General features: G+C 72.8%; 18 protein-coding genes. 8 read left to right on the top strand and 10 right to left on the bottom strand.

Going from position 1 to position 22,298, the window contains the following annotated elements; all coding sequences use genetic code 11:
* Nucleotides 1-89: 89 nt before the first annotated feature.
* Complete coding sequence (locus tag AB0J86_RS03735; protein ID WP_363852000.1) at nucleotides 90-2,210, top strand: alpha-glucuronidase; 2,121 nt, start codon at nucleotides 90-92, stop codon at nucleotides 2,208-2,210.
* An 85-nt stretch (nucleotides 2,211-2,295) separates the two neighbouring features.
* On the opposite strand, the gene AB0J86_RS03730 is transcribed toward AB0J86_RS03735, so the two are convergent.
* From AB0J86_RS03730 to AB0J86_RS03700, 7 genes are all read right to left on the bottom strand, one after another.
* Nucleotides 2,296-4,332: a beta-galactosidase gene (locus AB0J86_RS03730; RefSeq protein WP_363851997.1), complete on the bottom strand. Its 2,037-nt coding sequence runs from the start codon at nucleotides 4,330-4,332 to the stop codon at nucleotides 2,296-2,298.
* Nucleotides 4,329-5,018: a hypothetical protein gene (locus tag AB0J86_RS03725; protein WP_363851994.1), complete on the bottom strand. Its 690-nt coding sequence runs from the start codon at nucleotides 5,016-5,018 to the stop codon at nucleotides 4,329-4,331. The genes AB0J86_RS03730 and AB0J86_RS03725 overlap by 4 nt, the downstream gene beginning before the upstream one ends.
* The gene (locus tag AB0J86_RS03720) at nucleotides 5,015-6,559 is read right to left on the bottom strand and encodes a xylan 1,4-beta-xylosidase (RefSeq protein WP_363851992.1); all 1,545 of its coding nucleotides are present in this window, start codon (nucleotides 6,557-6,559) and stop codon (nucleotides 5,015-5,017) included. The genes AB0J86_RS03725 and AB0J86_RS03720 overlap by 4 nt, the downstream gene beginning before the upstream one ends.
* A gap of 387 nt (nucleotides 6,560-6,946) precedes the next feature.
* Entirely contained in the window at nucleotides 6,947-8,587 is a 1,641-nt protein-coding gene (locus tag AB0J86_RS03715) for an extracellular solute-binding protein (protein ID WP_363851990.1), read from the bottom strand.
* 59 nt (nucleotides 8,588-8,646) lie between these two features.
* Complete coding sequence (locus tag AB0J86_RS03710; protein ID WP_363851987.1) at nucleotides 8,647-9,576, bottom strand: carbohydrate ABC transporter permease; 930 nt, start codon at nucleotides 9,574-9,576, stop codon at nucleotides 8,647-8,649.
* Nucleotides 9,573-10,568, bottom strand: coding sequence for an ABC transporter permease subunit (locus AB0J86_RS03705; RefSeq protein ID WP_363851984.1), 996 nt, complete (start codon nucleotides 10,566-10,568; stop codon nucleotides 9,573-9,575). Before AB0J86_RS03705 ends, AB0J86_RS03710 begins: the two co-directional genes overlap by 4 nt.
* Nucleotides 10,565-13,027: a glycoside hydrolase family 3 N-terminal domain-containing protein gene (locus tag AB0J86_RS03700; protein WP_363851981.1), complete on the bottom strand. Its 2,463-nt coding sequence runs from the start codon at nucleotides 13,025-13,027 to the stop codon at nucleotides 10,565-10,567. The genes AB0J86_RS03705 and AB0J86_RS03700 overlap by 4 nt, the downstream gene beginning before the upstream one ends.
* A gap of 291 nt (nucleotides 13,028-13,318) precedes the next feature.
* Between AB0J86_RS03700 and AB0J86_RS03695 the strand changes: the two genes are divergently transcribed.
* Both AB0J86_RS03695 and AB0J86_RS03690 read left to right on the top strand, forming a co-directional pair.
* Entirely contained in the window at nucleotides 13,319-14,353 is a 1,035-nt protein-coding gene (locus AB0J86_RS03695; protein ID WP_363851978.1) for a LacI family DNA-binding transcriptional regulator, read from the top strand.
* Between the two features lie 86 nt (nucleotides 14,354-14,439).
* Nucleotides 14,440-15,462, top strand: a complete 1,023-nt coding sequence (locus AB0J86_RS03690; protein ID WP_363851975.1) for an acetylxylan esterase — start codon at nucleotides 14,440-14,442, stop codon at nucleotides 15,460-15,462.
* 38 nt (nucleotides 15,463-15,500) lie between these two features.
* Here the strand turns inward: AB0J86_RS03690 and AB0J86_RS03685 are convergent, their stop codons facing one another.
* On the bottom strand, nucleotides 15,501-16,775 hold the full coding sequence (locus AB0J86_RS03685) for an MFS transporter (RefSeq protein WP_363851972.1): 1,275 nt from the start codon (nucleotides 16,773-16,775) through the stop codon (nucleotides 15,501-15,503).
* A 32-nt stretch (nucleotides 16,776-16,807) separates the two neighbouring features.
* Between AB0J86_RS03685 and AB0J86_RS03680 the strand changes: the two genes are divergently transcribed.
* The 4 genes from AB0J86_RS03680 (at nucleotide 16,808) to AB0J86_RS03665 (ending at nucleotide 19,513) form a co-directional block, all read left to right on the top strand.
* Nucleotides 16,808-17,350, top strand: a complete 543-nt coding sequence (locus AB0J86_RS03680) for a ChbG/HpnK family deacetylase (RefSeq protein WP_363853019.1) — start codon at nucleotides 16,808-16,810, stop codon at nucleotides 17,348-17,350.
* A 45-nt stretch (nucleotides 17,351-17,395) separates the two neighbouring features.
* Nucleotides 17,396-18,244: an AraC family transcriptional regulator gene (locus tag AB0J86_RS03675; RefSeq protein WP_363851969.1), complete on the top strand. Its 849-nt coding sequence runs from the start codon at nucleotides 17,396-17,398 to the stop codon at nucleotides 18,242-18,244.
* A gap of 160 nt (nucleotides 18,245-18,404) precedes the next feature.
* On the top strand, nucleotides 18,405-18,839 hold the full coding sequence (locus tag AB0J86_RS03670) for a nuclear transport factor 2 family protein (RefSeq protein WP_363851966.1): 435 nt from the start codon (nucleotides 18,405-18,407) through the stop codon (nucleotides 18,837-18,839).
* Nucleotides 18,840-18,907: 68 nt separating this feature from the next.
* Complete coding sequence (locus AB0J86_RS03665; protein ID WP_363851963.1) at nucleotides 18,908-19,513, top strand: nuclear transport factor 2 family protein; 606 nt, start codon at nucleotides 18,908-18,910, stop codon at nucleotides 19,511-19,513.
* Between the two features lie 24 nt (nucleotides 19,514-19,537).
* On the opposite strand, the gene AB0J86_RS03660 is transcribed toward AB0J86_RS03665, so the two are convergent.
* On the bottom strand, nucleotides 19,538-21,337 hold the full coding sequence (locus AB0J86_RS03660; RefSeq protein ID WP_363851960.1) for a glycoside hydrolase family 15 protein: 1,800 nt from the start codon (nucleotides 21,335-21,337) through the stop codon (nucleotides 19,538-19,540).
* Between the two features lie 171 nt (nucleotides 21,338-21,508).
* On the opposite strand from AB0J86_RS03660, the gene AB0J86_RS03655 reads away from it, so the two are divergent.
* A complete protein-coding gene (locus tag AB0J86_RS03655) occupies nucleotides 21,509-21,895 on the top strand; it encodes a hypothetical protein (protein ID WP_363851957.1) in 387 nt (128 codons plus the stop codon).
* A gap of 21 nt (nucleotides 21,896-21,916) precedes the next feature.
* On the opposite strand, the gene AB0J86_RS03650 is transcribed toward AB0J86_RS03655, so the two are convergent.
* On the bottom strand, nucleotides 21,917-22,297 hold the full coding sequence (locus AB0J86_RS03650) for a RidA family protein (protein WP_363851954.1): 381 nt from the start codon (nucleotides 22,295-22,297) through the stop codon (nucleotides 21,917-21,919).
* Nucleotide 22,298: the final 1 nt, after the last annotated feature.

Below are 22,298 nucleotides of genomic sequence, written 5' to 3'. Positions count from 1 at the left end.
TGCAGAGTGTCCGGCCCGGCCGCTGGGGCGACGGTTGATCAGCGTCTACGCTGTGCTGAAGCGTTTCAAGGCGATGTCCGGGAGACCTCGTGACCACTGCTCACCCGAACGACGTCCACGCGGCCTGGTTGCCGCCGGAGGCGTTTCGACCCGTCGGCTCGCGCCACACCCTCGTCCACGGCGACGGCACCCTCGTCGAGACGGTGCTGGGCGAACTCGCGGAGGCCACCGCCCGCCACGGCGGCACCGCCCGGCGGACCTCACCGACCGGCGACCCGCCCGCGGGCGACGACCGGCCGGCACCGGCCGTCCCCGACCTGGTGCTCGCGCTCACCACGGCGGGGCCGCTGCCGGCGGCGGTCCCGGCCGAGCTGCGGGGGCCCTTCGAGGCGGGAACGGCGGGCCCGCTCGGTGCGGAGGGCTTCGCGCTGGCCCGGCGGGACGGGGTCACCATGGTGCTCGCCGAACGGCCGGCCGGGCTGCTCTACGGCCTGTTCCACCTGGTCCGCCTCGGCGAGTCGGCCTTCGGCGCCGACCTGCCCGTGGAGCGGCACCGACCGGCGATGCGCCGGCGCATGGTCGACCACTGGGACAACGTGGACGTGCACCCCGTCATGGGGCAGGTCGAGCGCGGCTACGCGGGCGGCTCGATCTTCTGGCGGGCGGGCGAGGCCCGCGGCGACCTGGCCCGGGTGCGGGCGTACGGGCGGCTGCTCGCCGCCTGCGGCGTCAACGCGGTCGCGGTCAACAACGTGAACGTGCACGCCACCGAGGCGCACCTGCTGACCGACCGGCTCGGCGACGTCGCCGCGATCGCGGACGTGCTGCGCCCGTACGGGATCCGGGTGCACCTCTCGGTCAACTTCGCCTCGCCCGTCGCGCTCGGCGGGCTGTCGACGGCTGACCCGCTCGACGGGGACGTACGGGAATGGTGGGCCAAGGTCACCCGGCAGGTCTACGAGACCATCCCCGACTTCGGCGGCTACCTGGTGAAGGCCGACTCCGAGGGGCAGCCCGGCCCGTTCGCGTACGGCCGCGACCACGCCGACGGCGCGAACCTGCTCGCCGACGCGCTGACGCCGTTCGGCGGGGTGGTGCACTGGCGGTGCTTCGTCTACAACCACCGGCAGGACTGGCGGGACCGCTCGACCGACCGGGCGCGGGCCGCGTACGACCACTTCGCCCCGCTGGACGGGCGGTTCCGCGACAACGTGATCCTTCAGGTGAAGCACGGCCCGATCGACTTCCAGCCGCGCGAACCGGTCTCCCCGGTGCTCGCGGCCATGCCGCGCACCCGGTTGGCGGTGGAGTTCCAGGCGACGCAGGAGTACACCGGCCAGCAGCGGCACGTCTGCTACCTCGGCCCGTACTGGAGCGAGGTGCTGGGCTTCGCGCCGTGGGGAGCGGGCCGCCCCACCGTCGCCGCCGTCGCCGCCGGCGTGGGGGAGGACGGGCTGGACGGCGGGCTGGTGGCCGTCTCCAACGTGGGCGACGACGCCTACTGGACCGGCCATCCGCTGGCCCAGGCGAACCTCTACGCCTTCGGCCGGCTCGCCTGGGCGCCCGAGCTGGACCCGGTCGCGATCCTCGACGAGTGGATCGACCTGACCTTCGTGCCGTCGGCGACCGGCGATCCCGAGCGGCTACGCCGTACACTGCACGAGCTGATGGACGACTCGTGGCGCACGTACGAGCGGTACACCGCGCCGCTGGGCGTCGGCTTCATGGTCCGGCCGGCGGACCACTACGGCCCCGACGTGGACGGGTACGAGTACACGCCGTGGGGGACGTACCACTTCGCCGACCGGGACGGCGTGGGCGTCGACCGTACCCGCGCCACCGGGACCGGCTTCACCGGCCAGTACCCGCCGCCCTGGTCCGACCGGTACGAGTCGCTCGCCGACTGCCCCGACGAGCTGCTGCTCTTCTTCCACCACGTCCCGTACGGGCACGTGCTGCGCGGCGGGTCGACGGTGATCCAGCACATCTACGACACCCACTTCGCGGGCGCCGAGCGGGTGGCCGAGCTGCGGCGGAGCTGGGCGGAGATCGCCACGGCGGGCCTGGTCGACCCGGCGCTGCACGACCGGGTGACCGAGCGCCTCGACGAGCAGCTGCGCTCGGCCGAGGAGTGGCGCGACCAGATCAACACGTACTTCTTCCGCAAGTCCGGCGTGCCCGACGCCCACGGCCGCCCCATCCACCCCTGACCCCCGCGATCTAGGGCAAATCCTCGTGAAATGATCTCCATTCACGAGGATTTGCCCTAGATCGACGGGGCGGGCGACGCGCGGGTTAGGCGGTGTGGCGGAGCACGAGGACGCCGCGCGGGTCGAGCCGCAGCGGCTGGCCGGGTGCGATCCGGTCGCCGGTGAGCAGGTCCACGCCGCCGACGTGGGCGGTCGCCTCGACCGGCTCGGCGTCGTGGTTGAGCAGGAACAGCAGCCGCGTCCCGTCGGGCGCGACCCGTACGGCCGCTTCGAGGTTCGGTACGTCGGCGTAGGGTCCGACCAGGTCGTGCCGTTCCAGCACCCGCCGGAGCACCCAGGAGACGCCCGCCTGGTCCAGCCCCGTCGCGACGTACCAGCCGTGCCCGGCGCCGAAGTCGTTGCGGGTCACGGCCGGCGTACCGGCGTAGAAGTCGGCCCCGTACGTGCCGACCACCTCGGCCCCCTCCGGGACGACCAGCTCGAACACCAGCCGCGACTCGACCTCGACCGGGGCGTCCCCGCCGGTGAGGCGCACCGGGTTGACCACCTCCGGCGCCCGGGCGTCCCACTCGTCGATCCGGATTCCCATCAGCGCCCCGAGCGGGCCCGGTACGTCCATCAGGAAGGCGTTGTCGAACTCGTCCACCCGGCCCGACAGGTACGTCGTCACGACCGACCCGCCGCGCGCCGCCACCTCCTCCAGCCGGGCGGCCAGGTCGCCCTTGACCATGTGCAGCGCGGGCGCCACGACCACGTCGTAGCGGGACAGGTCCGCGGTCACCGGCACCACGTCGAGGTCGACCCCGGCGTCCCAGAGGGCGCGGTGGTAGGCGAGCACCACCTGCTGGTACCGGACGTGCCGGGACGGGCCGTCGGAGATCTCCAGCGCCCACCAGCTGTCCCAGTCGAAGAGCAGCGCGACCCGGGCCGGGGTCCGGGCGCCGAGCGTCGTCGGACCGAGCCGCTCCAGTTCGGCGCCGAGCGCCGCCACCTCCTGGAAGACCCGGGTGTCCTGCCGACCGGCGTGCCCGATCACCGCGCCGTGGTACTTCTCGCAGGCGCCGCGCGAGGCCCGCATCTGGAAGAAGAGCACCGCGTCCGCGCCGTGCGCCACCGCCTGCCAGCTCCAGAGCCGCATCACCCCGGGGCGCTTGAGCGGGTTGACGTCCCGCGAGGCGGTGTAGCTGGGGGTCTGCTCCATCAGCCAGAACGGCTGGCCGTCCTTGAGCCCGCGCATCAGGTCGTGGGCCAGCGCCATCCAGGACGGGGACTCGTCGTCCGGCGGGTAGTTGTCCCAGGAGGCGAAGTCGAGGTGCGGCGCCCAGCGGTGGTAGTCGATCGGCCGGTACATGCCCATGAAGTTCGTGGTGACCGGCAGGTCGCTCGACTCGCGGATCGCGGCCTTCTCGTCCCGGAAGTTGGCGAGCATGGCGTCCGACATGAACCGCAGGTAGTCCAGGGTGGTGCCCTGGAAGGCGGTGTGGTTCGGCCCGCGCCAGTGCTCGGTCAGCGCCGACGGCGGTTCGATCTCGTCCCAGTCGGTGAAGGTGTGCGACCAGAAGGTGGTGTACCAGGCCGAGTTGAGGGCCGTCAGGGTGCCGTACCTCGCCCGCAGCCAGTCGCGGAACCCGGCCGCGCAGAGCTCGCAGTAGCACGCGCCGCCGTACTCGTTGCCGACGTGCCAGGCCACGACCGCCGGGTTACCGGCGTACCGCCGCGCGACGCGGCGCGCCAGCTCCGCCGAGAGCCGGCGGAACACCGGCGAGTTGGGGCAGGAGTTGTGCCGCTGCCCGAACCGGTGCCGGCGGCCCTCGAAGTCCGTGCGGGTCACCTCCGGGTACGCCCGCGCCAGCCAGGCCGGATGCGCGCCGGTGCCGGTGGCCAGGCAGATCCGCCGGCCCGCCGCGGCGGCCCGCGCCACCACCCGGTCCAGTACCGTGAAGTCGTACGTCTCCGGTGCGGGCTGGGTCAGCGCCCAGTCGAAGACGCCGAGCGTCACGGTGTCGATCCGAGCCGCGTCGAAGAGGCGGTAGTCCTCCTTCCACACGTCCTCGGGCCACTGTTCCGGGTTGTAGTCCCCGCCGAAGGGCACCTTCGGCGTCGCCGGTAGGGATCCGCTCACGCGGTGAACTCCTTCTCGATCTTGCTGATCATCGGGCGGCAGGTCCGCAGCAGCGCCAGCACCAGCGGCGAACCGAGCAGCCCGAGCACCGCCTCGGAGGCGAACGCGGTGACGAGGACGGCCGCCAGCAGCACGCCGGCGTTGCCGAGCGCGACCACCGGGTCGCGTACCAGGAAGTAGAGCGCGAGGCGGGCGACGTCGCGCACCCGGAAGCGGAACAGGGAGGTGATCACCAGGGCGTTGACGCCCCAGAGGGTCGCCACGACGGCGACCAGGACCAGCGGCACCCGCCACCAGTCCGGCACCGCCGCGGCGGCGAAGTACGTCAGGTTCGCGGCGACGACGGTCAGCCACAGCAGCCACGGCAGCCAGATGGCCAGCACGCCCCGGACGTTGGCCCGGTAGCCACGCCAGAAGGCGCGCGCCGGATGCAGGTCGGTCAGGTCCGGGCGGTGCCGGTGCAGCGCGTAGAGCGCGGCGGAGAGCGCCGGGCCGAGCGGCAGCGCACAGGCGGCGAAGAGCGGCAGGTTGCTGGCGTCGCGCTCCAGCAGCAGCAGTGCCACCACGCCCGGCGCCGTGGTGAGCAGGAGCAGCAGCCCGACCACCAGCAGGCTGTAGATCAGCGCCGCGACGCGCGAGAGGGGTCCCTCGCCGAACTGCCGCCGCGTCCCGACCGCCTCGCTCATCCGCGCTCCCGAGGGTCGGCCCCGTCCGGCGGCAGGCCGAGCAGGCGCCGCTCGTCCCACCAGGGCGGGGTCTCGTCGACCACCGCCGTGATCTCCACGAGGGTCACCTCGTGCCGGGCCAGGGTGAGATCGAGTTCGACGCGCCCGTCGGCGACGGGCAGGCTCCGATGGGTACGGGCCGGCTCGGCCGCCTCACGCAGCGCGTCGAGCTGCCGGGGACGGGGCGAGCGCGGGCGGCCCATCTCGCACCAGGCGGCCCACGCGTTGCCGGCCTCCTCGCTCACCGACGAACGGAGCATGAAGGCCGACGTCGCGGCCGCGCCGGGCAGCGGGATCGACAGGGCCAGCGGGTGCCGCTCGGGTACCGGCTCCCGGCCCGTCACGTCCACCGGCGCCCAGGCGAGGACCGTGACCCGGCCGGTGCCGTCCCGGGTCACCAGGTGGTCCGCCCCGCGCGCCAGCACCTCCGGGCCCATCCGGGCCATGAAGGCGTACAGGTGGTAGGTGGGCTTCTTGATCTGGCGGTGGGTGAGCAGCCCGAAGCCGCCGTGGAAGAGCGAGGTCGGCACCCCCTGCTCCTCGAACATGTCGCTGAAGGTCCAGTACGAGAAGGAGTCGACCAGGTCGCCCCCGGCGGCCACCACGGGAGCCAGATACGCCGCGTGGAAGGCGGTGTCGTGGATCGGGTTGTCCGGCCGGTACGAGGAGTTGAACTCGGTGATGTGCACCGGCAGCTCCGCCAGCGCGGTGCCGCGCAGGTGCCGCCGGGGGCTGGCGAACTGCTCCAGCAGCGTGGCGGCGGGGGCGAGGGTCTGGTGCACGCCGAACGGCACGTGCTGCGCCGGCCCGGAGGTGTACGCGTGCCGGCTCACGAAGTCGACCGGTACCGAGCGGGCGGTGACGAACTCGGCGAACGGCGCCAGCCACTCGTCCGCGCCGGGGGAGATGGCCGGCCCGCCGACCCGCAGCTCGGCGTCCACCTCCTTCACCGCGTGCGCGGTCACCTCGTACAGCCGGTGGTAGGCGTCGGCGTCCGCGCCGTGCCAGAACTCCTTGAGGTTCGGCTCGTTCCACACCTCGATCGGCCAGCCGCGCACCTCGTCGAGCCCGTACCGGTCCACCAGGTGCGCCACCGTGGCCCGGACCAGCTCCGCCCACTCCCGCCAGGAGCGGGGCGGGGTGACGTTGCCGCGCCACCAGAAGACGGTCTGGTCGCCGGAGGCGAGCGCGGCGGGCATGAAGCCCAGCTCCACGAAGGGACGGATGCCGAGGTCGAGATAGGCGTCGATCACCTGGTCCACGTACGTGAACGCGTGCCGGACCCGGCTCGACCCCTGGTGCTCGTACGGCTGGTACACGCCGACGCCGTCGCTCAGCAGGCCGTGCCCCCGGATGTGCCGGAATCCGATCTCCCGCTGCACCAGGGCCAGCGAGTCCTGGTAGTCGCGCCGCAGCGCCAGCTCGAAGCGCCCGGTACCGACGCAGGCGCGCCAGGCATCGCCGAGCCGCCCGACGGCCCGCTCCGGTACGACGATCCGCATTCCTTCTCCCTCTTTCCCTCCGATGGTGTCCCTAGCCGCGCGCCGCGAGCCACCCGCGCCCGAGCACACGCGGGCGAAGCCCGTCGTGCGCGCAGGGCGCCCCAGCGAGTGAGCGAAGCGGCGCGGCGGTGTCCCCAGGCCGTGTCCTGCCGATCATTGCCGGCCTGCGTCGGGCCCAGACGACGACCGGCTGCGTTGTCGATTCGTCCGGATACAACACCGGTATCCGGACGAATCTCCGCCTTGCCGGACCGCCGTCTGGATCCCGCCTCGGCTCGACATGATCGGCAGGACACGGCCTGGCCGAGGAGCGTGCCGCGAAGCGGTCGCGCCCCGCAGGCGAAGGACACCGCCTCTCAGCGCCGCGGAGCGAGCGAGCGCGGCAGCTCAGCCGTGGTCCTTCTGGTAGCGGTCGTGGGCCTTGTTGACCAGATCCAGGTACGAGCCCATGTTCTTGGCCTTGAGCTCGTTGACGTAGGCGTCCCACTGTCCGAGGTCGCGCTGGCCGAGGATGAACTTCAGCGACCCCTGGACGACGTAGTCCTTCAGCCCGCTCTCCCAGAGCGTCGCCTGCTCGCGTTCCTCGTCGCTGAACGGGTGTGGGGGCGCGACGGGGACGGTCGGCCGGGCGTTCAGGATGTTCTGGAACTCCATCTCCTCGGGAGAGAAGAAGGACTGGACCAGCTCCAGGCGGCCGCCGTACGCGAAGACGCCGTTGTAGAAGCCGAAGTCCTTCTGCAGGTGCTTGGTCCCCTTGGGGTTGAGCCCGATGACGTTGACGTCCGGGGCGAGCGTGCGCTTGCCGGAGGCGTCCTTGGTGTAGGTCGTCCCCTCGACGCCCCACTTGGCGAACTCCTGCCCGGCGTCGGAGTACCAGAGCCAGTCGATGAACTGCATCATCGCCACGAAGTTCTTGCTCTCGCGCGCCTTCGTGGAGATCATGATGCCGTTCTCCAGGCGCGGGGCGGGGTTGACCGGTCCGATCGGACCGGCCGGCAGCGGGATCTTGATCATCCGGGCATTCGGGAGGGTCTTGGCCAGGTCCGGCCGGTAGTCGTTGACCAGCGTCTGCGCGTTGGTGCTGATCACGAAGGACTTGCCGCTGGCGAGCTTCTGGCGCGCCTGGTCGTCGGTCTGGGTGAAGCTCTCCGGGTCGAGCAGCCCCTCGGTCACCAGCTTGTTGAGGTACTGGAGGACCTGCCGCCACTGGTCCGAGGCGCCGGTGTAGACGAACTTCTTGGCGTTCGCGTCCCAGCTGACGTGCTGGTAGTTCCAGCCGCCGCCGGCCAGCCCGTGGGTGAGGGCGAGCATGTTCAGCAGGTTGCCGCCGGGGTTGGGCTTGCTGAACCGGTCCGAGAACGGGTACGAGTTCGGGTACGCCGCCTTCATCGCCTTGAGCATCGTGTAGACGTCGTCCCAGGTGGTCGGGACCTTGAGGTTGAGCTGTTCGAGGATGTCGCTGCGGACCGCGAGCGAGTAGTCCTGCCAGGGCTTCTCGTGCAGGCCGGGCAGCAGGTAGAACTTGCCGTCCTCCTGCCGCAGCGAGTCGATCTCCGGCTTGAGGCTCCACTTCTCGATCTTGTCCTTGAAGTTCGGCATGAGATCGAGATAGTCGCTGACCGGCAGGATCGCGCCGGAGGAGACGTACGCGTCCTCCTGCGGGTGGTACGTCTTCGGGATGATGAACGGCGCGTCGCCCGCCCCGATCAGTACGCTGCGCTTCTGCTCGTAGTCGCTCAGCGGTACGGCCACCGGCTGGAGGGTGACGCCCGTGCGCTTGGTCAGCTCCGACCAGAACAGCCAGTCGCTCTTCAGCTGGTAGTTCGGGTGGTTGTTGTAGAGGATCGAGAACGAGACCGCCTCGGTGGCCTTGAACTGGTCGCCGACGCCGTACTTGTCCATGGCGCCGGCCCGGTTGCCCGAGAGGTCTTTGTTGTCGGACTCGCCGCCGTCGCCGCAGCCGGCGAGGGAGGCGACGGCGGCCGCACCGGCGGCGAAGAGCACCTGGCGCCGCGATAGCTGGACCATGAGGGCTTCCTTTCGGGAGTGGGAGGGGCGGTGTGTGGCGCGCCGAACCGGTGGGCGGGCTATCCCTTCACGGCGCCGAGCATGACGCCGGAGACGAAGTAGCGCTGGATGAAGGGGTAGACCGCCAGGATGGGCAGGACCGTCAGCACGATGGTCACGGACTGGATGGTGGCGGCGGACTGGACGATGTCGCTGGAGGTGCCGAGCCCGCCGCCGGTCGAGGTGGCGTCGGTGGCGCCCGCGATTAGATTGCGCAGGTACACGGTCACCGGGAACAGCTCCAGGCGGTCCATGTAGAGGAACGCGGCGAACCAGGAGTTCCAGAAGGAGACGGCGTAGAACAGCACCATCGTGGCGACCATCGCCTTCGACAGCGGCAGCACGATCCGCAGCAGCGTCCCGTACGTGTTCAGCCCGTCGACGGCGGCGGCCTCCTCCAGCTCGCCCGGCAGGCTCTCGAAGAACGCCTTCATGACGAGCAGGTTGAACACGTTGATGGCGTTGGGCAGCGCGATCGCCCAGACGGTGTTCTTCAGGCCGAGGCTGGTGACCAGGACGTAGTTGGGGATCAGGCCGCCGGTGAAGAACATGGTGAAGACGGCGATCCCGACCAGCGCGGTCCGGCCCCGCAGGTGCTTCTTGGACAGCACGTAGGCGTAGCAGATGGTCAGCGCCACCGAGATGAGGGTGGAGACCACGGTGTAGAAGATGGTGTTGCCGTAGCTGGTCCAGAACATCGAGTCGGACATCACGGCCTGGTACGCGGCGACGTTGAACCCGCGCGGGACGAGGTTCACCTTCCCCGCGATGATGTACGCGTTGTCGCTGAGCGAGCGCGCCACGATGTTGACGAACGGGTAGAGCGTCACCACCACGACGCCGGTAAGGATGATGGCGTTGACCACCTGGAAGATCCGGTAGCCCCGGCTGGGCCGCTGGCCGCGCGGGCGGCCGACCGGTCGTTCGAGGGCCTTCGTGTCGACGGTCACCACAGGCTCGTCCCTACCGTGCGTCGCGAGATCGCGTTGGCCGAGAGGACCAGCGTCAGCCCGATCACGGACTCGAACAGGCCGATCGCGGCGGCGTAGCTGAGGTTCCCGGAGACGATGCCCACCCGGTACAGGTAGGTGGAGATGACGTCGGCCGTCGGGTACGTCAGCGGGTTGTAGAGCAGCAGGATCTTCTCGAACCCGACCGCCATGAAGGTGCCGATGTTCAGGATCAGCAGCGTCATCATGGTCGGGCGGATGCCGGGCAGCGTCACGTGCCAGATCTGGCGCCACCGGTTCGCGCCGTCGATCCGGGCCGCCTCGTACAGGTTCTCGTCGATGGCGGTGAGCGCGGCGAGGTAGAGGATCGTCCCCCAGCCGACCGTCTGCCACACCTCGGAGGAGACGTAGATCGTCCGGAACCAGCCGGCCTGCTGGAGGAACTGCACCGGCTCCCCGCCGACGGCGCCGATCACCTGGTTCACCGTGCCGTCGACCGAGAGCAGCTGCATGACCATGGCGGCCACGATCACGATCGACAGGAAGTGCGGCAGGTACGACACGGACTGCACGAACCGCTTGAGCGTCCGGCTGCGTACCTCGTTGAGCAGCAGCGCGAGCACGATCGGCAGCGGGAAGCAGAAGAGCAGGGTCAGCGCCCCGAGCACCAGCGTGTTGGTGAAGACGTCCCAGAACGCCGGGTCGCTCAGGAAGAGCTTGACGTAGCGCAGCCCCACCCAGTACTCGCCGAGCACGTTGCCACCGGGCCGGAAGCGCCGGAACGCGATGACGTTGCCGATCATCGGCAGGTACCGGAAGACCAGGAAGAACAGCAGCGGCAGGATCGCCAGCGAGTAGAGCTGCCAGTCCCGGCGCAGCGCCCGCCGCCAGCTCCGCGAGCGGCGACGGGTACGGCGACCACGGGCGGCGCCCGCCGCCGGATCGGGCTCCCGGGTACCGGGCGGACGCTCCAGCGTCTCCGGTGTGCTCATGCGGGCCCCTCCTCCACCGTCCGCGGGGCCGCCGCGTGGCGCTCGACGCGCGCCAGCGACCGCAGTCGTCGCCGGTGGCCGACCTCGCGCTCGGCGCCGACAAGGCGCAGTGGCACGACCGCCATCACCTCCTCACTCGATCGTCCGAACCGCAGCTCCACGTCGCCGGGCTCGATGATGCGTCTGCCGTCGATCCCGATGAACGACGCGACGTCGGCCGGGACCACGAACGTCGCCCGCGCGCTTTCGCCCGGATCGAGCGGTACGCGGGCGTAGCCGACCAGGCGGACCACCGGGCGGGTGGTCTGCGCGACCGGGTCGTGCAGGTAGAGCTGCACGACCTCGGTGCCGGGCCGGGAGCCGCTGTTGCGGACCGTGACCTGGACGCGCACCTCGCCGTCCACCGGCCAGGCCGCCGGCCCGCCCGGCGCACCGGCCGCCGGCGCGACCGCGGCGCGGACCCGGGCGCGGCCCGCCGGGTCGGCCTCCGCCGGGGGTACGAGCGCGGCGGCGTCGCTCCACTCGAAGCTGGTGTAGCTCAGGCCGTGTCCGAACGGGAACGCCGGGGTCGGGTCGACCGAGGAGACGCCCGAGCGGCGCCCCAGCGGCGGGGCGAGGTAGGTGGTGGGGATCCCGCCCGCGTGGCGGGGTACGCCGACGGGCAGGCGCCCGGACGGCTCGACCGCGCCGGTGAGCACCTCGGCCAGCGCCTGACCGCCGCGCTGACCGGGGAAGAATGCCTGCACCACGCCGGCGGCGGCGTCGAACTCCGGCCCGAGCGCGTACGGCCGCCCGGTGAGCAGCACCAGCACCACCGGCGTACCGGTGGCGAGCACGGCCCGTACCAGCTCGCCCTGTACGCCCGGCAGGCGCAGGTCCTCGGCGTCGCACCCCTCGCCGGAGGTGCCGCGCCCGAACAGTCCCGCCCGGTCGCCGACCGCGAGCACGCAGACGTCGGCCCCGGCGGCGGCCGTGACCGCCGCGGCGATGCCCGAGGTGTCGTCGCCGGTGATGTCGCAGCCCGGCGCGTGGTCGAGCCCCGGTACGAGCCGGCCCAGGGCCGCGCGCAGCGAGGGAAGGTCCACCCCGAGCCCGTACTCGGGGTGGTGCACCCCGACGTGGGCGGGGAACGAGTAGCAGCCGAGCATCGCCATCGGGTCGTCCGCGAGCGGGCCGACCAGCGCCACCCGGCGGCCCGGGGCGAGCGGCAGCACCCCGCCGGCGTTGCGCAGCAGGACCACGGACTCCCGGGCCAGGCGCAGCGCGATGTCCTGGGCCTCCTCGTCGTCCAGCCGCAGCCGGTCGACCTCCTCGGGCATCGGCTGCCAGCCCTCGTCGAGGAGACCGAGCTGCGCCTTCTGCGTCAGCACCCGGTGCAGCGCGCGGTCGACCAGCGCCTCGTCCACCTCGCCGGCGCGTACCGCCGCGACCAGGGGCGCGCCGAAGGTGTCCACCGTGGGCAGCTCGACGTCGATCCCGGCCCGCAGGGCGATCCCGGCCGCGTCCCCGCCCCCGGCGGCGACGCGGTGCGTCGTCTCCAGGAACCGCACCGCGAAGTAGTCGGAGACCACCGTCCCGGTGAACCCCCACTCGTCGCGCAGCAGCCCGGTCAGCAGCTCGGCGTCGGCCGCCGCCGGCACGCCGTCGACCTCCGCGTACGAGTTCATCACCGACCGCGCACCGCCCACCCGCAGCGCCATCTCGAACGGGGGCAGGACCACCTCGGCCAGCTCCCGGCGGCCCATCGGTACCGGCGCGTGGTTGCGGCCGCCCCGGGAGGCGGAGTACCCGGCGAAGTGCTTGAGCGTCGCCACGATCCCGGCCTCCTCCAGCCCGCGCACGTACGCCGCGCCGATCGTGCCGACCAGGTACGGGTCCTCGCCGATCGTCTCCTCGGTACGGCCCCAGCGGTAGTCGCGGGTCACGTCCAGCACCGGGGCCAGCCCCTGGTGGACCCCGGCCGCCCGCATCGACCGGGCGATCCGGCCGGCCATCTCCTCGACCAGCTCCGGGTCGAAGGAGGCGCCCCAGCTCAGCGGGGCCGGGTAGACGGTCGCCCGCCAGGCCGCGAAGCCGGTGAGGCACTCCTCGTGCACCTGGGCGGGGATTCCGAACCGGCTCGCCGCGACGATCTGCGCCTGGGACGCGGCCAGCGACCGCGCGCCGTGGGCGGGGTCGACCGGCGCGGTACCGAACGGCCGGGTCAGCTGGCCGAGGCCGTGCCGGATCACCTCGCTCCAGCGGGGCGGGTCCCGCATCATGTCGTCCTGGTGCGGCGCGACGCCCTCGCCCGAGGCGTCGGCGCCGACCCAGACCCCGACGAGCTGGGCGACCTTCTCCTCCAGCGACATCAGCGGGACGAGCGCCGCGGCCCGCTCGGCGGCCGAGCGTCGCGGATCGCGCCACGACGCGTCCGATCCGTTCGAGGGGCCGTCGTGGACGGACAATTCGCTCTTCATGCCACCCCTTCAGTCGGATCGTGGCGTCGTCCAGGGCCGGGCGGCGGCAGGATCGCGTCGGCGTGATAGCGAAAGTTTCGGAAATTTCTGCGTTACCTGTGTCGGGCAACTTAAGCGTCCCGAGGTACCGTGTCAAGGTTCTCTGAACTGGCTCATCCGGGCGCGAATACGGGATCTGTCCGATCGGGACAATGGTCGCGGCGGATGGCTACCCGGCGATCATGTCTCGATTGCGTTTCCGTGATGCTAGAGTGCCTGCCGAAACTTTCGGTCACGACCTGTGAGGATGCGATGGCCAAGTCCCGTCCCGTCGCGGGACCCGGTTCCGCCACGATCGCGACCATCGCCGACGAGGTCGGCGTCTCCACGGCGACCGTCTCCAAGGTCCTCAATGGCCGCTCCGACGTCGCACCGGAGACCCGGGCCCGGGTGGAGGCGAGCCTGGAGCGGCACCGGTACCGCCGCCGCCCCCGGCGGCAGCCGGCCGACCTGGCGCAGATCGACGTCGTCTTCCACGAGTTCGACTCCGCCTGGGCGATGGAGATCATTCGCGGGGTGGAGGCGGTGACCGCGCCCGCGAAGGTCGACGTGATCCTCTCCCAGCTGGGCGGCGCGCACCGTCCGCCACCGCAGTGGCTGGAGGGGGTGCTGCTGCGCCGGCCGCTCGGCGTGCTCCTCGTGCTCTGCAACCTCACCGAGCCGCAGCGGCAGCAGCTGCGCCGCCGGTCGATCCCGTTCGTGGTGGTCGACACCGACAGCGCCACCTCCGCCGCGGTACCGACGGTCGGGTCCAACAACTGGAACGGCGGCCTGATGGCCACCCGCCACCTGCTGGAGCTGGGTCACCGCCGGATCGCGATCATCTCGGGACCCGAGGACGTGCTGTGCAGCCGGGCCCGCGCCGCCGGGTTCCGGTTCGCGCACGACGAGGCCGGGGTGCCGGTCGACCCCGAGCTGGTCCGGTACGGCAGCTTCTACCTCGATGCCGGCTACCAGCACGGACTGGAGCTGCTGGCCCGGCCGGACCGCCCCACCGCCATCTTCGCCGGCTCCGACCTGCAGGCCATGGGGGTCCTGCGCGCGGCGCGGCAGCTCGGCCTCGACGTGCCCGGCGACCTCTCGGTGATCGGGTACGACAACCTGCCGATGACCGCCTGGATCGGGCCGGCCCTCACCACGGTCAACCAGCCGCTGCGGGACATGGCCGGCACCGCCACCCAGATGCTGCTCGACCTGGCACAGGGGAACGATCTCGCGACGAGCCGGATCGACTTCGTCACCGAGCTGGTGGTCCGCGAGAGCACCGCCCCACCCCGCCGCCACTGACCCCGCGCCGTCCCTGACCCCGCGACCCGTTCCCCGCCGCTCCCGTCCCGCCGATCCCCGCTCCCTGCGAACCCCTGCGAGGACCCATGCCCCTCTTCGACCTCCCGCTCGACCAGCTGGAGCGGTACGCGCCCGTCGTGGCCGAGCCCGCCGACTTCGACGCGTTCTGGCGCGCCACCCTGGACGAGGCGGACGCCCGGCCGGTGCTCGTCGACGTCCGGCCGGAGCGGACCGACCTGCGCCTGGTCGACACCTGGGACGTCACGTTCTCCGGCTTCGGCGGCGACCCGGTCCGGGCCTGGTACAGCCGTCCCGCCGGGGTGGAGACCCCGCTGCCCGCCGTGGTCGAGTACCTCGGCTACGGGCGCGGGCGTGGGCTGCCGCACGAGCGGCTGACCTGGGTGGCGGCCGGTTACGGGCACCTGCTGATGGACAGCCGGGGGCAGGGCGGCCAGTACGGTACCGGCGGCGACACCCCCGACCCGTACGGCGGCGCGCTCGGCGGACCCGGGCCGGTCACCCGGGGCATCCTGAACCCGGCCGACTACTACTACCGGCGGCTCGTCACCGACGCGGTCCGGGCGGTCGGCGCGGTGCGCGCGCTGCCGGGCGTCGACGCCGGCCGGGTCGTCGCCAGCGGCAACAGCCAGGGCGGCGGTCTCGCCCTGGCGGTGGCGGGGCTGGTCCCGGACCTGGCCGCCGTGATCAGTACGGCCCCGTTCCTCTGCCACGTCCAGCGGGCCATCGAGATCACCGACGTGGCGCCGTACGGCGAGATCGTCAACTACCTGGCGGTGTACCGCGAGGCGGAGGAGGCGGTGCGACGCACGCTCTCCTACGTGGACGGGGTCGCCTTCGCGCGCCGGGCGGTCGCGCCGGCGCACTTCGGTGTCGGGCTGCGTGACACCGTCTGCCCGCCCAGCACGGTCTTCGCCGCCTACAACCAGTACGGCGCCGCCACCGGCCGGGCGACGCCCCCGGAGCGGGAGATCCACGTCTACCCGTTCAACCACCACGAGGGCGGTGAGGCGGTCCAGGTGCGCCGCCAGCTGCGCTGGCTCGCCTCGCTCCTGGCCGCCGATCGGAGGCCGGCCGCGCGTACCCGCTGACTCCCGACGCCCGGCGACCGCACCCCGGTCCGGCGCGCTCAGGCGGGGCGCGGGATCCGTAGGGCGGGCGCGGAGAGCGCTACGAAGATCGCCAACAGTGCCGGAATCGCCAGCGCCGCGGGCAGGCCGCTCAGCTCGGCGACGCCGCCGATCAGCACCGGCCCGACGAAGAAGCCGAGGTAGCCGATGCCGACCACCCGGGCCAGGGCGCTGCCGGACCGGGTCGGGTTGCGGTGGCCGGCGGCGGAGAAGACCTGGGGCGCGATGCAGGACAGCCCGGCGCCGAGGCATCCGAAGCCGACCAGCCCGGCGACCGGGTGCCCGACGAGCAGGGCGGTACCGAGCCCGACCCCGGCCAGCACCCCGCAGCCGCGGACGAGGCCGACCGGGCCGAAGCGCGTGGTGAGCCGGTCACCGGCGAGGCGACCGGCCATCATCGCGAGGGAGAAGGCCGCGTAGGCGCCGGCCGCCAGCCCGGCCGAGCTGCCGAGCGAGTCGCGCAGGTAGACGCTGCTCCAGTCGGCCGCGGCGCCCTCGCCGACGAGACAGCAGAACGCGAGCAGGCCGAGCAGCCCCACGCCGCGCAGCCGCCCCGGCGGCGCCGTTCCACCCGCGCCGGCCGGGTCCGTGGCGCCGTGCGGGCCGGCGGTGCCGGCCGGGTCCGTGGCGCCGTGCGGGTCGGCGGCACTGGCCGGGTAGGCGGTGCTGGCCGGTTCCGCCTCGCTGGCGGGCGCCCCGGTGCCGGCGGAGATCCCGCGGGCCGCCACCGTCGCGAGCAGCAGCGCCAGCGCGCCGGACGCGGCGAAGGTGGTCGCGGGACTGAGCCCCGCCTGCGCGAACGCTCCGCCGATTCCCGCGCCGGCGAAGCCGCCGATGCTGTAGACCGCGTGGAACGATGACATGATCGGTCGCTGCCAGGCCCGTTCCACGGCGACGGCGTGTGCGTTCATCGCGATGTTCAGCGCCCCGTGCACCGCGCCGAAGGCGATCAGGCAGAGGGCCAGGCCGGCCAGGTTCGGGGCGTACCCGGGCAGGACGAGCAGCGCGCCGTCGGCGAGCGCCACCGGTACGAGCACCCGGGCGGCGCCGTACCTGTCGACGAGGCGACCGGCCGCCTGCATCCCGACGATCGAGCCGGTGGCGAGCGCCAGCAGCGCGACGCTGAGCTGCCCGTCGGAGAGGTCGAGGGCGCGCTTGACCGCGGGGATTCGCGCCGTCCAGGTGCCGATGAGCAGGCCCGAGAACAGGAAGAGCAGCTGTACGGCAAGGCGCTCCCGCAGCAGCCCGGCGCGGTCGGCGAGCGCGCCGGTCACGGTCGGGCCCGGGAGGTGGTGGTGGCCTCGCGATTCCCCGCGTCTGTCACCAGCCCATTCGAACACCGCCGGGGCCGGGCGGCAATGATCTGAAGGTCATCGATGGAAGCGGCGGCGCCCGGCGGCGACCGGGGATCCCGTTCGGGATCCACCTCACGCTGGTCTGCGAGATGCCCTCCGCCGCCTGGGGACCGATGGCGGAGAGGGAGAAAATTCCCTCCCTCCTGGACGATGCCGGTCGCCTCTTCGCGCCCTCGCCCGCCCGGCGAGCCGCCCTGCTCGGCCAGGCCCGCCTCGACGAGGTCGAGATCGAGTTCCGGGCACAGATCGATGCCGTCGCCGACGCCGGGCTCACCCCGACCCACCTCGACTTCCACTGCCTGGCGGATGGGGGACGGGACGACATCCTCGGGCGGACCGTACGGCTCGCCACGGAGTACGGCCTGATGCGCCGGACGGACTACGAGTTCCTGACCTCACCACGGGCCCGCGAACTCCTGCGTCAGGAAGGCATCGTCGTACTCGACTACCGTACGATCCAGCAGGTCTGGTCCCGGCTGGCCGGCCCGCGCTGAACGGCCGGCTGCCGGGCGACCCCGGGAGCGCGAGAGGGGACACCCATGCCGGTCCGGTCGGGCGAGCCGCGGATCGAGGCGTGGAGCGTGGACGGCCTGCTGCTGGAGCGGTACCGGTATCCGTCCGGCCCACCCGTCGCCTATCCGCGCCACACCCACGACGAGTACCAGCTGTGCCTCAACTTCGAGCTGCCCGGCCGCGTCTGGTACGCCCGGGCCTGGCACGAGGTGGCGCCCCGGAGCATGACCGTGATCCTGCCCGGCGAGGTGCACGAGACCCGCGACGTCGACCATCGCGCGGCCGGTGCCGACTACCGGGTCTTCTACCTCGACCGCGGGTCGGTCGACGCCCTCGTCACCGAGCTGGGCGACCGCCCCGGCGGTACCCCGAGCTTCCGTGACCTGGTGGTCCCCGACGCCGAGCTGTTCGACCGCTTCACCCGGCTGCACCGGGCGTACCAGGTGGCCGAGTCGCGGCTGGCCCGCGACTGCCTGCTGCAATCGGCCCTCGCGGGACTGCTCCGCCGGCACGGCGGCGCCCGGCCGGTCGGGCGGACGACCGGCCACTCCGGCCGCGCGGCGCACCGGGCCCGGGCGTACCTGCGGGACAACCTCGCCAGCAACGTCTCCCTGGCCGAGCTGGCGCGGGTGGTGCACCTGAGCCCCTACCACCTGGCACGCAGCTTCACCCGCGAGTTCGGGCTCGCCCCGCACGCCTACCTGGTCCAGGCGCGGATCAACCTCGCCCGGCGGCTCCTGCTCCAGGCGACCAGCGTGACCGAGGTCGCCTACCGGACCGGCTTCCACGATCCCAGCCACTTCACCCGGCACTTCGTCCGCGTGGTCGGCGCGCGTCCCGGGCAGTACGCCAGGTCCGCAAGAACGTACAACTGACCGCCCTCCGCACGCTCCTACGCTGGCCGCAGACCCGCACCGGAGGGAGCAGGAGTTGCGCGACGAGACCAAAGGCGGGAGCCGACGTACCGGGAGCCGACGTGCCGGGCCCCGGACCTGGCCACGGATCCCGGCCCGAGCGACCGCCCGGACCGCCGCGATGACGGTGCTGGCGATCGCGACGGTGACCGGCTGCGGCGGCGACCCGTCCGGCGGTACGGCCGCCGGCGGCGCGAGCGCCTCGTCCCCGGTAGGGACGGCGGCGCCGGTAGGGACAGCGGAGCTGCTCCCCGCCGGGCGGGCCTACGTCGAGGCGGTCAACAACGGGGACCTGGACGCCCTGGTCGCGGCCTTCACCGCGGACGGCACCGTGGTCGACGTGTCGCGGCGCATCACCGGGCACGGCGCCATCCGTACCTGGGCGGAGCGGGAGGTCATCGGCGGTCGGCTCGAGGTGGTGACGGTGAGCCCGATGCCCGGCGGACAGGACGTGCTCGTGCACTGGGCACCGGAGGGCGCCGCCGGTTGGCGCGCCCACTACCGGTTCACCTACTCCGGTGACCGCCTCGCCGTGGCCGACCTGCAGTACGCGTGAACCGCGTCCACGACGCCCGGGCGGCCGGGCGGGCCGCCGCGGTGCGGCACGAGAGGGGAGACGGGCGGATGCCAGCCGACGACAAGCAGGAGGAGCCGATGGAGACGTACGGATCGGTGCCGCGCCGGGCGGTGCTGGCGGGCGCGGTCGGCGCCGCCGGCGGGGTGGCGGCCGGCGGGGTACCGGCCGTGGCCGCCGTACCGCACCCCGACGCCGGGTTGCGCGCGTTGGGTGACGTGGAGAGCGTCCGGGCGGTGGTCGACGGCATCGACGACGCCGTGGACGCGAAGGACTGGACGCGGTGCCGCGCGTTCTTCACCGACGAGGTGGAGGTCGACTTCGCGGCCTTGAACGGTGGACCGGCCACCCGGATGCCCGCCGACGAGCTGGTCGGCGGGTGGCGGCGCAACCTCTACCCCGACAAGACCAGCTTCCACCAGCGTACGAACCACCGGATCACCGTCGACGGCGACCGGGCCCGCGTCTGGTCCAAGGGGTACGCCTTCAACAAGCTCGCCCGCCCGCTCGGCGACGCGGTCTGGGAGGTGTGGGGGATCTACGCCCACCGGCTCGTGCGGACCCGCGACGGCTGGCGCTGCGCGGCGATCGGGTTGACCGAGGTGACGCACGCCCGGGGCAACGAGCTGGCCTGGACCCACGTCCCGCCGCGCTGACCGTCGGGCGGCCGGCGGGGGACGTCAGACGACCTCCGCCGAGCTGCCGGTCCGCCCGGCCGTGAGCTCCCACGCGGCCAGGATCAGGCCGATGTGCGAGAACGCCTGCGGGAAGTTGCCCAGCTGCTCGGCGGTCCGCGGGTCGATCTGCTCGGCGAAGAGGCCCAGGTCGTTGGCGGTACCCGTGACGTTGTCGAAGAGCGCGGCGGCCCGGTCGTGTTCGCCGGCGAGCGCGAGGCACTGCACGAGCCAGAAGGAGCAGAGGATGAACGCCGCCGGGTCGCCGTCCCAGCGGCGGACGAGACCGTCGTGGCCGAGTCGCCGCTCGATCAGGTCGATGGTGGCGCGCATCCGCGGGTCCGTGGCCGGGACGAAGCCGACGATCGGCATGACCATGACACTCGCGTCGAGCCGGTCCGAGCCGAACGCGCCGGTGTAGGCGCCCAGCTCGGCGTTCCAACCCTCGCGCAGGATCGTCTCCCGCGCGGCGTCGCGTTCCCGCGCCCACCGGGCCACGTCGCCGCCGTCGCCGATGCGCTCGCCGAAGCGTACGGCGCGGTCCAGCGCGACCCAGCAGAAAACCTTCGACGACAGGTAGTGCCGTTCGGCGTCGCGCGCCTCCCACATGCCGGCGTCCGGGTCCCGCCAACTGGCCGCCGCCCGGTCGGCGAGCGCGCGCAACAGGTCCCTGACCTCGTCGCGCATCGGGTCGAGGTAGTCCCGCAGCCGCCAGGCCGAGTCCAGCACCTCGCCCATCACGTCGAGCTGGCGTTGCCGCCACGCCTCGTTGCCGACCAGGACCGGCGCGCTGCCGCCGTACCCGCGCAGCGTCTCCATCGTCCGTTCGCTGAGGTCGCGCTCGCCCTCGACGCCGAACATGATCGGTACCGGTTGGTGGTGGTCGACCCGGCCGACCGCGGCGGCCACCCACTCGAAGAGCCGGGTCGCCTCGTCGGGGCAGGCGGCGACCCAGAGCGCGCGCATGGTCAGGCAGAAGTCCCGCAGCCACGCGTACCGGTAGTCGTAGTTGCGGTCCCCGCCCAGTTCCTCCGGGAGCGAGGTGGTCGCCGCCGCCACGACCGCACCACTGGGCTGGTAGGTGAGCCCCTGCAACACCAGCGCGTTGTGGCGCATCAGGTCCTGGTAGGGGCCCCGGTACTCGTGCAGCCGGGACCAGGAGCGCCACGCCTCCACGGTGTCGCCGAGCGGGTCCGCCTCGGCCGGCCCGCCCGGCGGCCCGGGGTCGCCGTAGGTGGGGGAGTACGCCAGGGAGAAGCTCTCCCGCTGGCCCGGCCCGACCGTGAACTCGGCCGTCGCCGTACCGTCGGACGAGGTCACCGGCGTGCTGGCGCGCATGGTCAGCGTGGTGGGACCGGCCGTGGCCCGCAGCGTCCCGTCGTGCGAGACCAGGTACGCGTCCCGGCGGCCGTACTCGAACCTCGGGCAGCAGGACATCGCCATCGGTACGACGCCAGACAGGCCCTCGACCACCCGTACCAGGACGCGCGGCGATCGGCGGCCGATCTCGTGCCCCCGCACCCCCGGCTCCAGCGCGAGCCCGTCGGTGACCGCGACCTCGCCGTGCGCGGTGGTGAAGACGGTGCGTAGCACCAGGCTGCCCTCGACGTAGGCGCGCCGGACCTCGAACGGCTCGCGGGGCCGCAGCAGCCAGTGGCCGCCCTGCGGATCGAGCAGCCGGGCGAAGACGGACGGCCCGTCGAAGCGGCCGGGACACCACCAGTTGACCGAGCCTCGCCGGTCCACCAGCGCCGCGCTGCGCCCGTCCGCGAGCAGCCCGTGGTCCGCAATCCGATCGCCCGCCATGCCGCGCTCTACCCGTCTGGCGCCGTTTCATACCGCGCGTCCTGGGTCCGGATCCGCCCGGACCGGCCGCGCCGCCGGGCGGCGATGCCATCGGGCGCGGGTTCGCTCGTTGCACCTGGTGGAGGCGGACAGCGAGGCAGCTGGTGGAGGCGGACAGCGAGGTGAGACGGCATGCGCGCAGCGACCGCGGCGCCGGTCACGGCGGCCCTCGCCGGCGCCGCCGCGCTCTCGGTGGCGATGGCGGCGACCCGCCGCGACCACGGGCTCGGCCTCGCCCCGGCCTGGGCGTGGGTGCTGACCAGCCTCCAGGTGAGCGCCCTCTTCGCCGCCGGCAGGGGACAGCGGACCGGCTGGTTGTTCGGCGCCAGCATCCAGGTCTGCTGGATCACGTACGCCGTGCTCACCTCGCAGTACGGCTTCGTCCCCGGCTGTCTGGTCTCGCTCGTCGTGCAGGGCTACTCCTACCGGCGGGCGGTGCGGAGCCCGGCGGGCGAGGCGTCCCGGGCGGACCGGGCGGAGCAGGGGCGGGAGTTCGAGCCCGGCAACACCGCCGGCTGAACCGGACGGGGCCCGCCGGGTTCACGCTCCGGTGTAGAGAATGGCGTCGACCTCGATGTCGAACCCGACGAGCGGGACCGGCAGGGTGGTGCGCACCGGCAGGTTCTCGGTGCCGAAGAACTCCACGTAGACCTGGTTCATCTCGGCGAAGTCGGCGAAGTCGCGCAGGTAGACGCCGACGCGTACGGCCTGGGAGAGGTCGGCGCCGGCGGCCTCGGCCACCCGGGCGAGGTTGGTGAACGCCGCCCGCGCCTGCTCGACGAAGCTGCCGCGCACCCAGGTGCCGTCCGGCAGCACCGGGCAGGCGCCGGCGAGGTAGACGTGGTCACCCGCCACGACGGCCTGCGAGTACGGTCCGCCGGGCGGGGCGGCCTGGTCGGTGCTGACGACGCGCTTGGACATC

This window comes from Micromonospora sp. NPDC049559 (assembly GCF_040676675.1).
Taxonomy (GTDB): Bacteria; Actinomycetota; Actinomycetes; order Mycobacteriales; family Micromonosporaceae; genus JBFAPK01.
The sequence above is the reverse complement of the archived record's forward strand: the minus strand, read 5'-3'. Positions and strand labels throughout refer to the sequence as shown.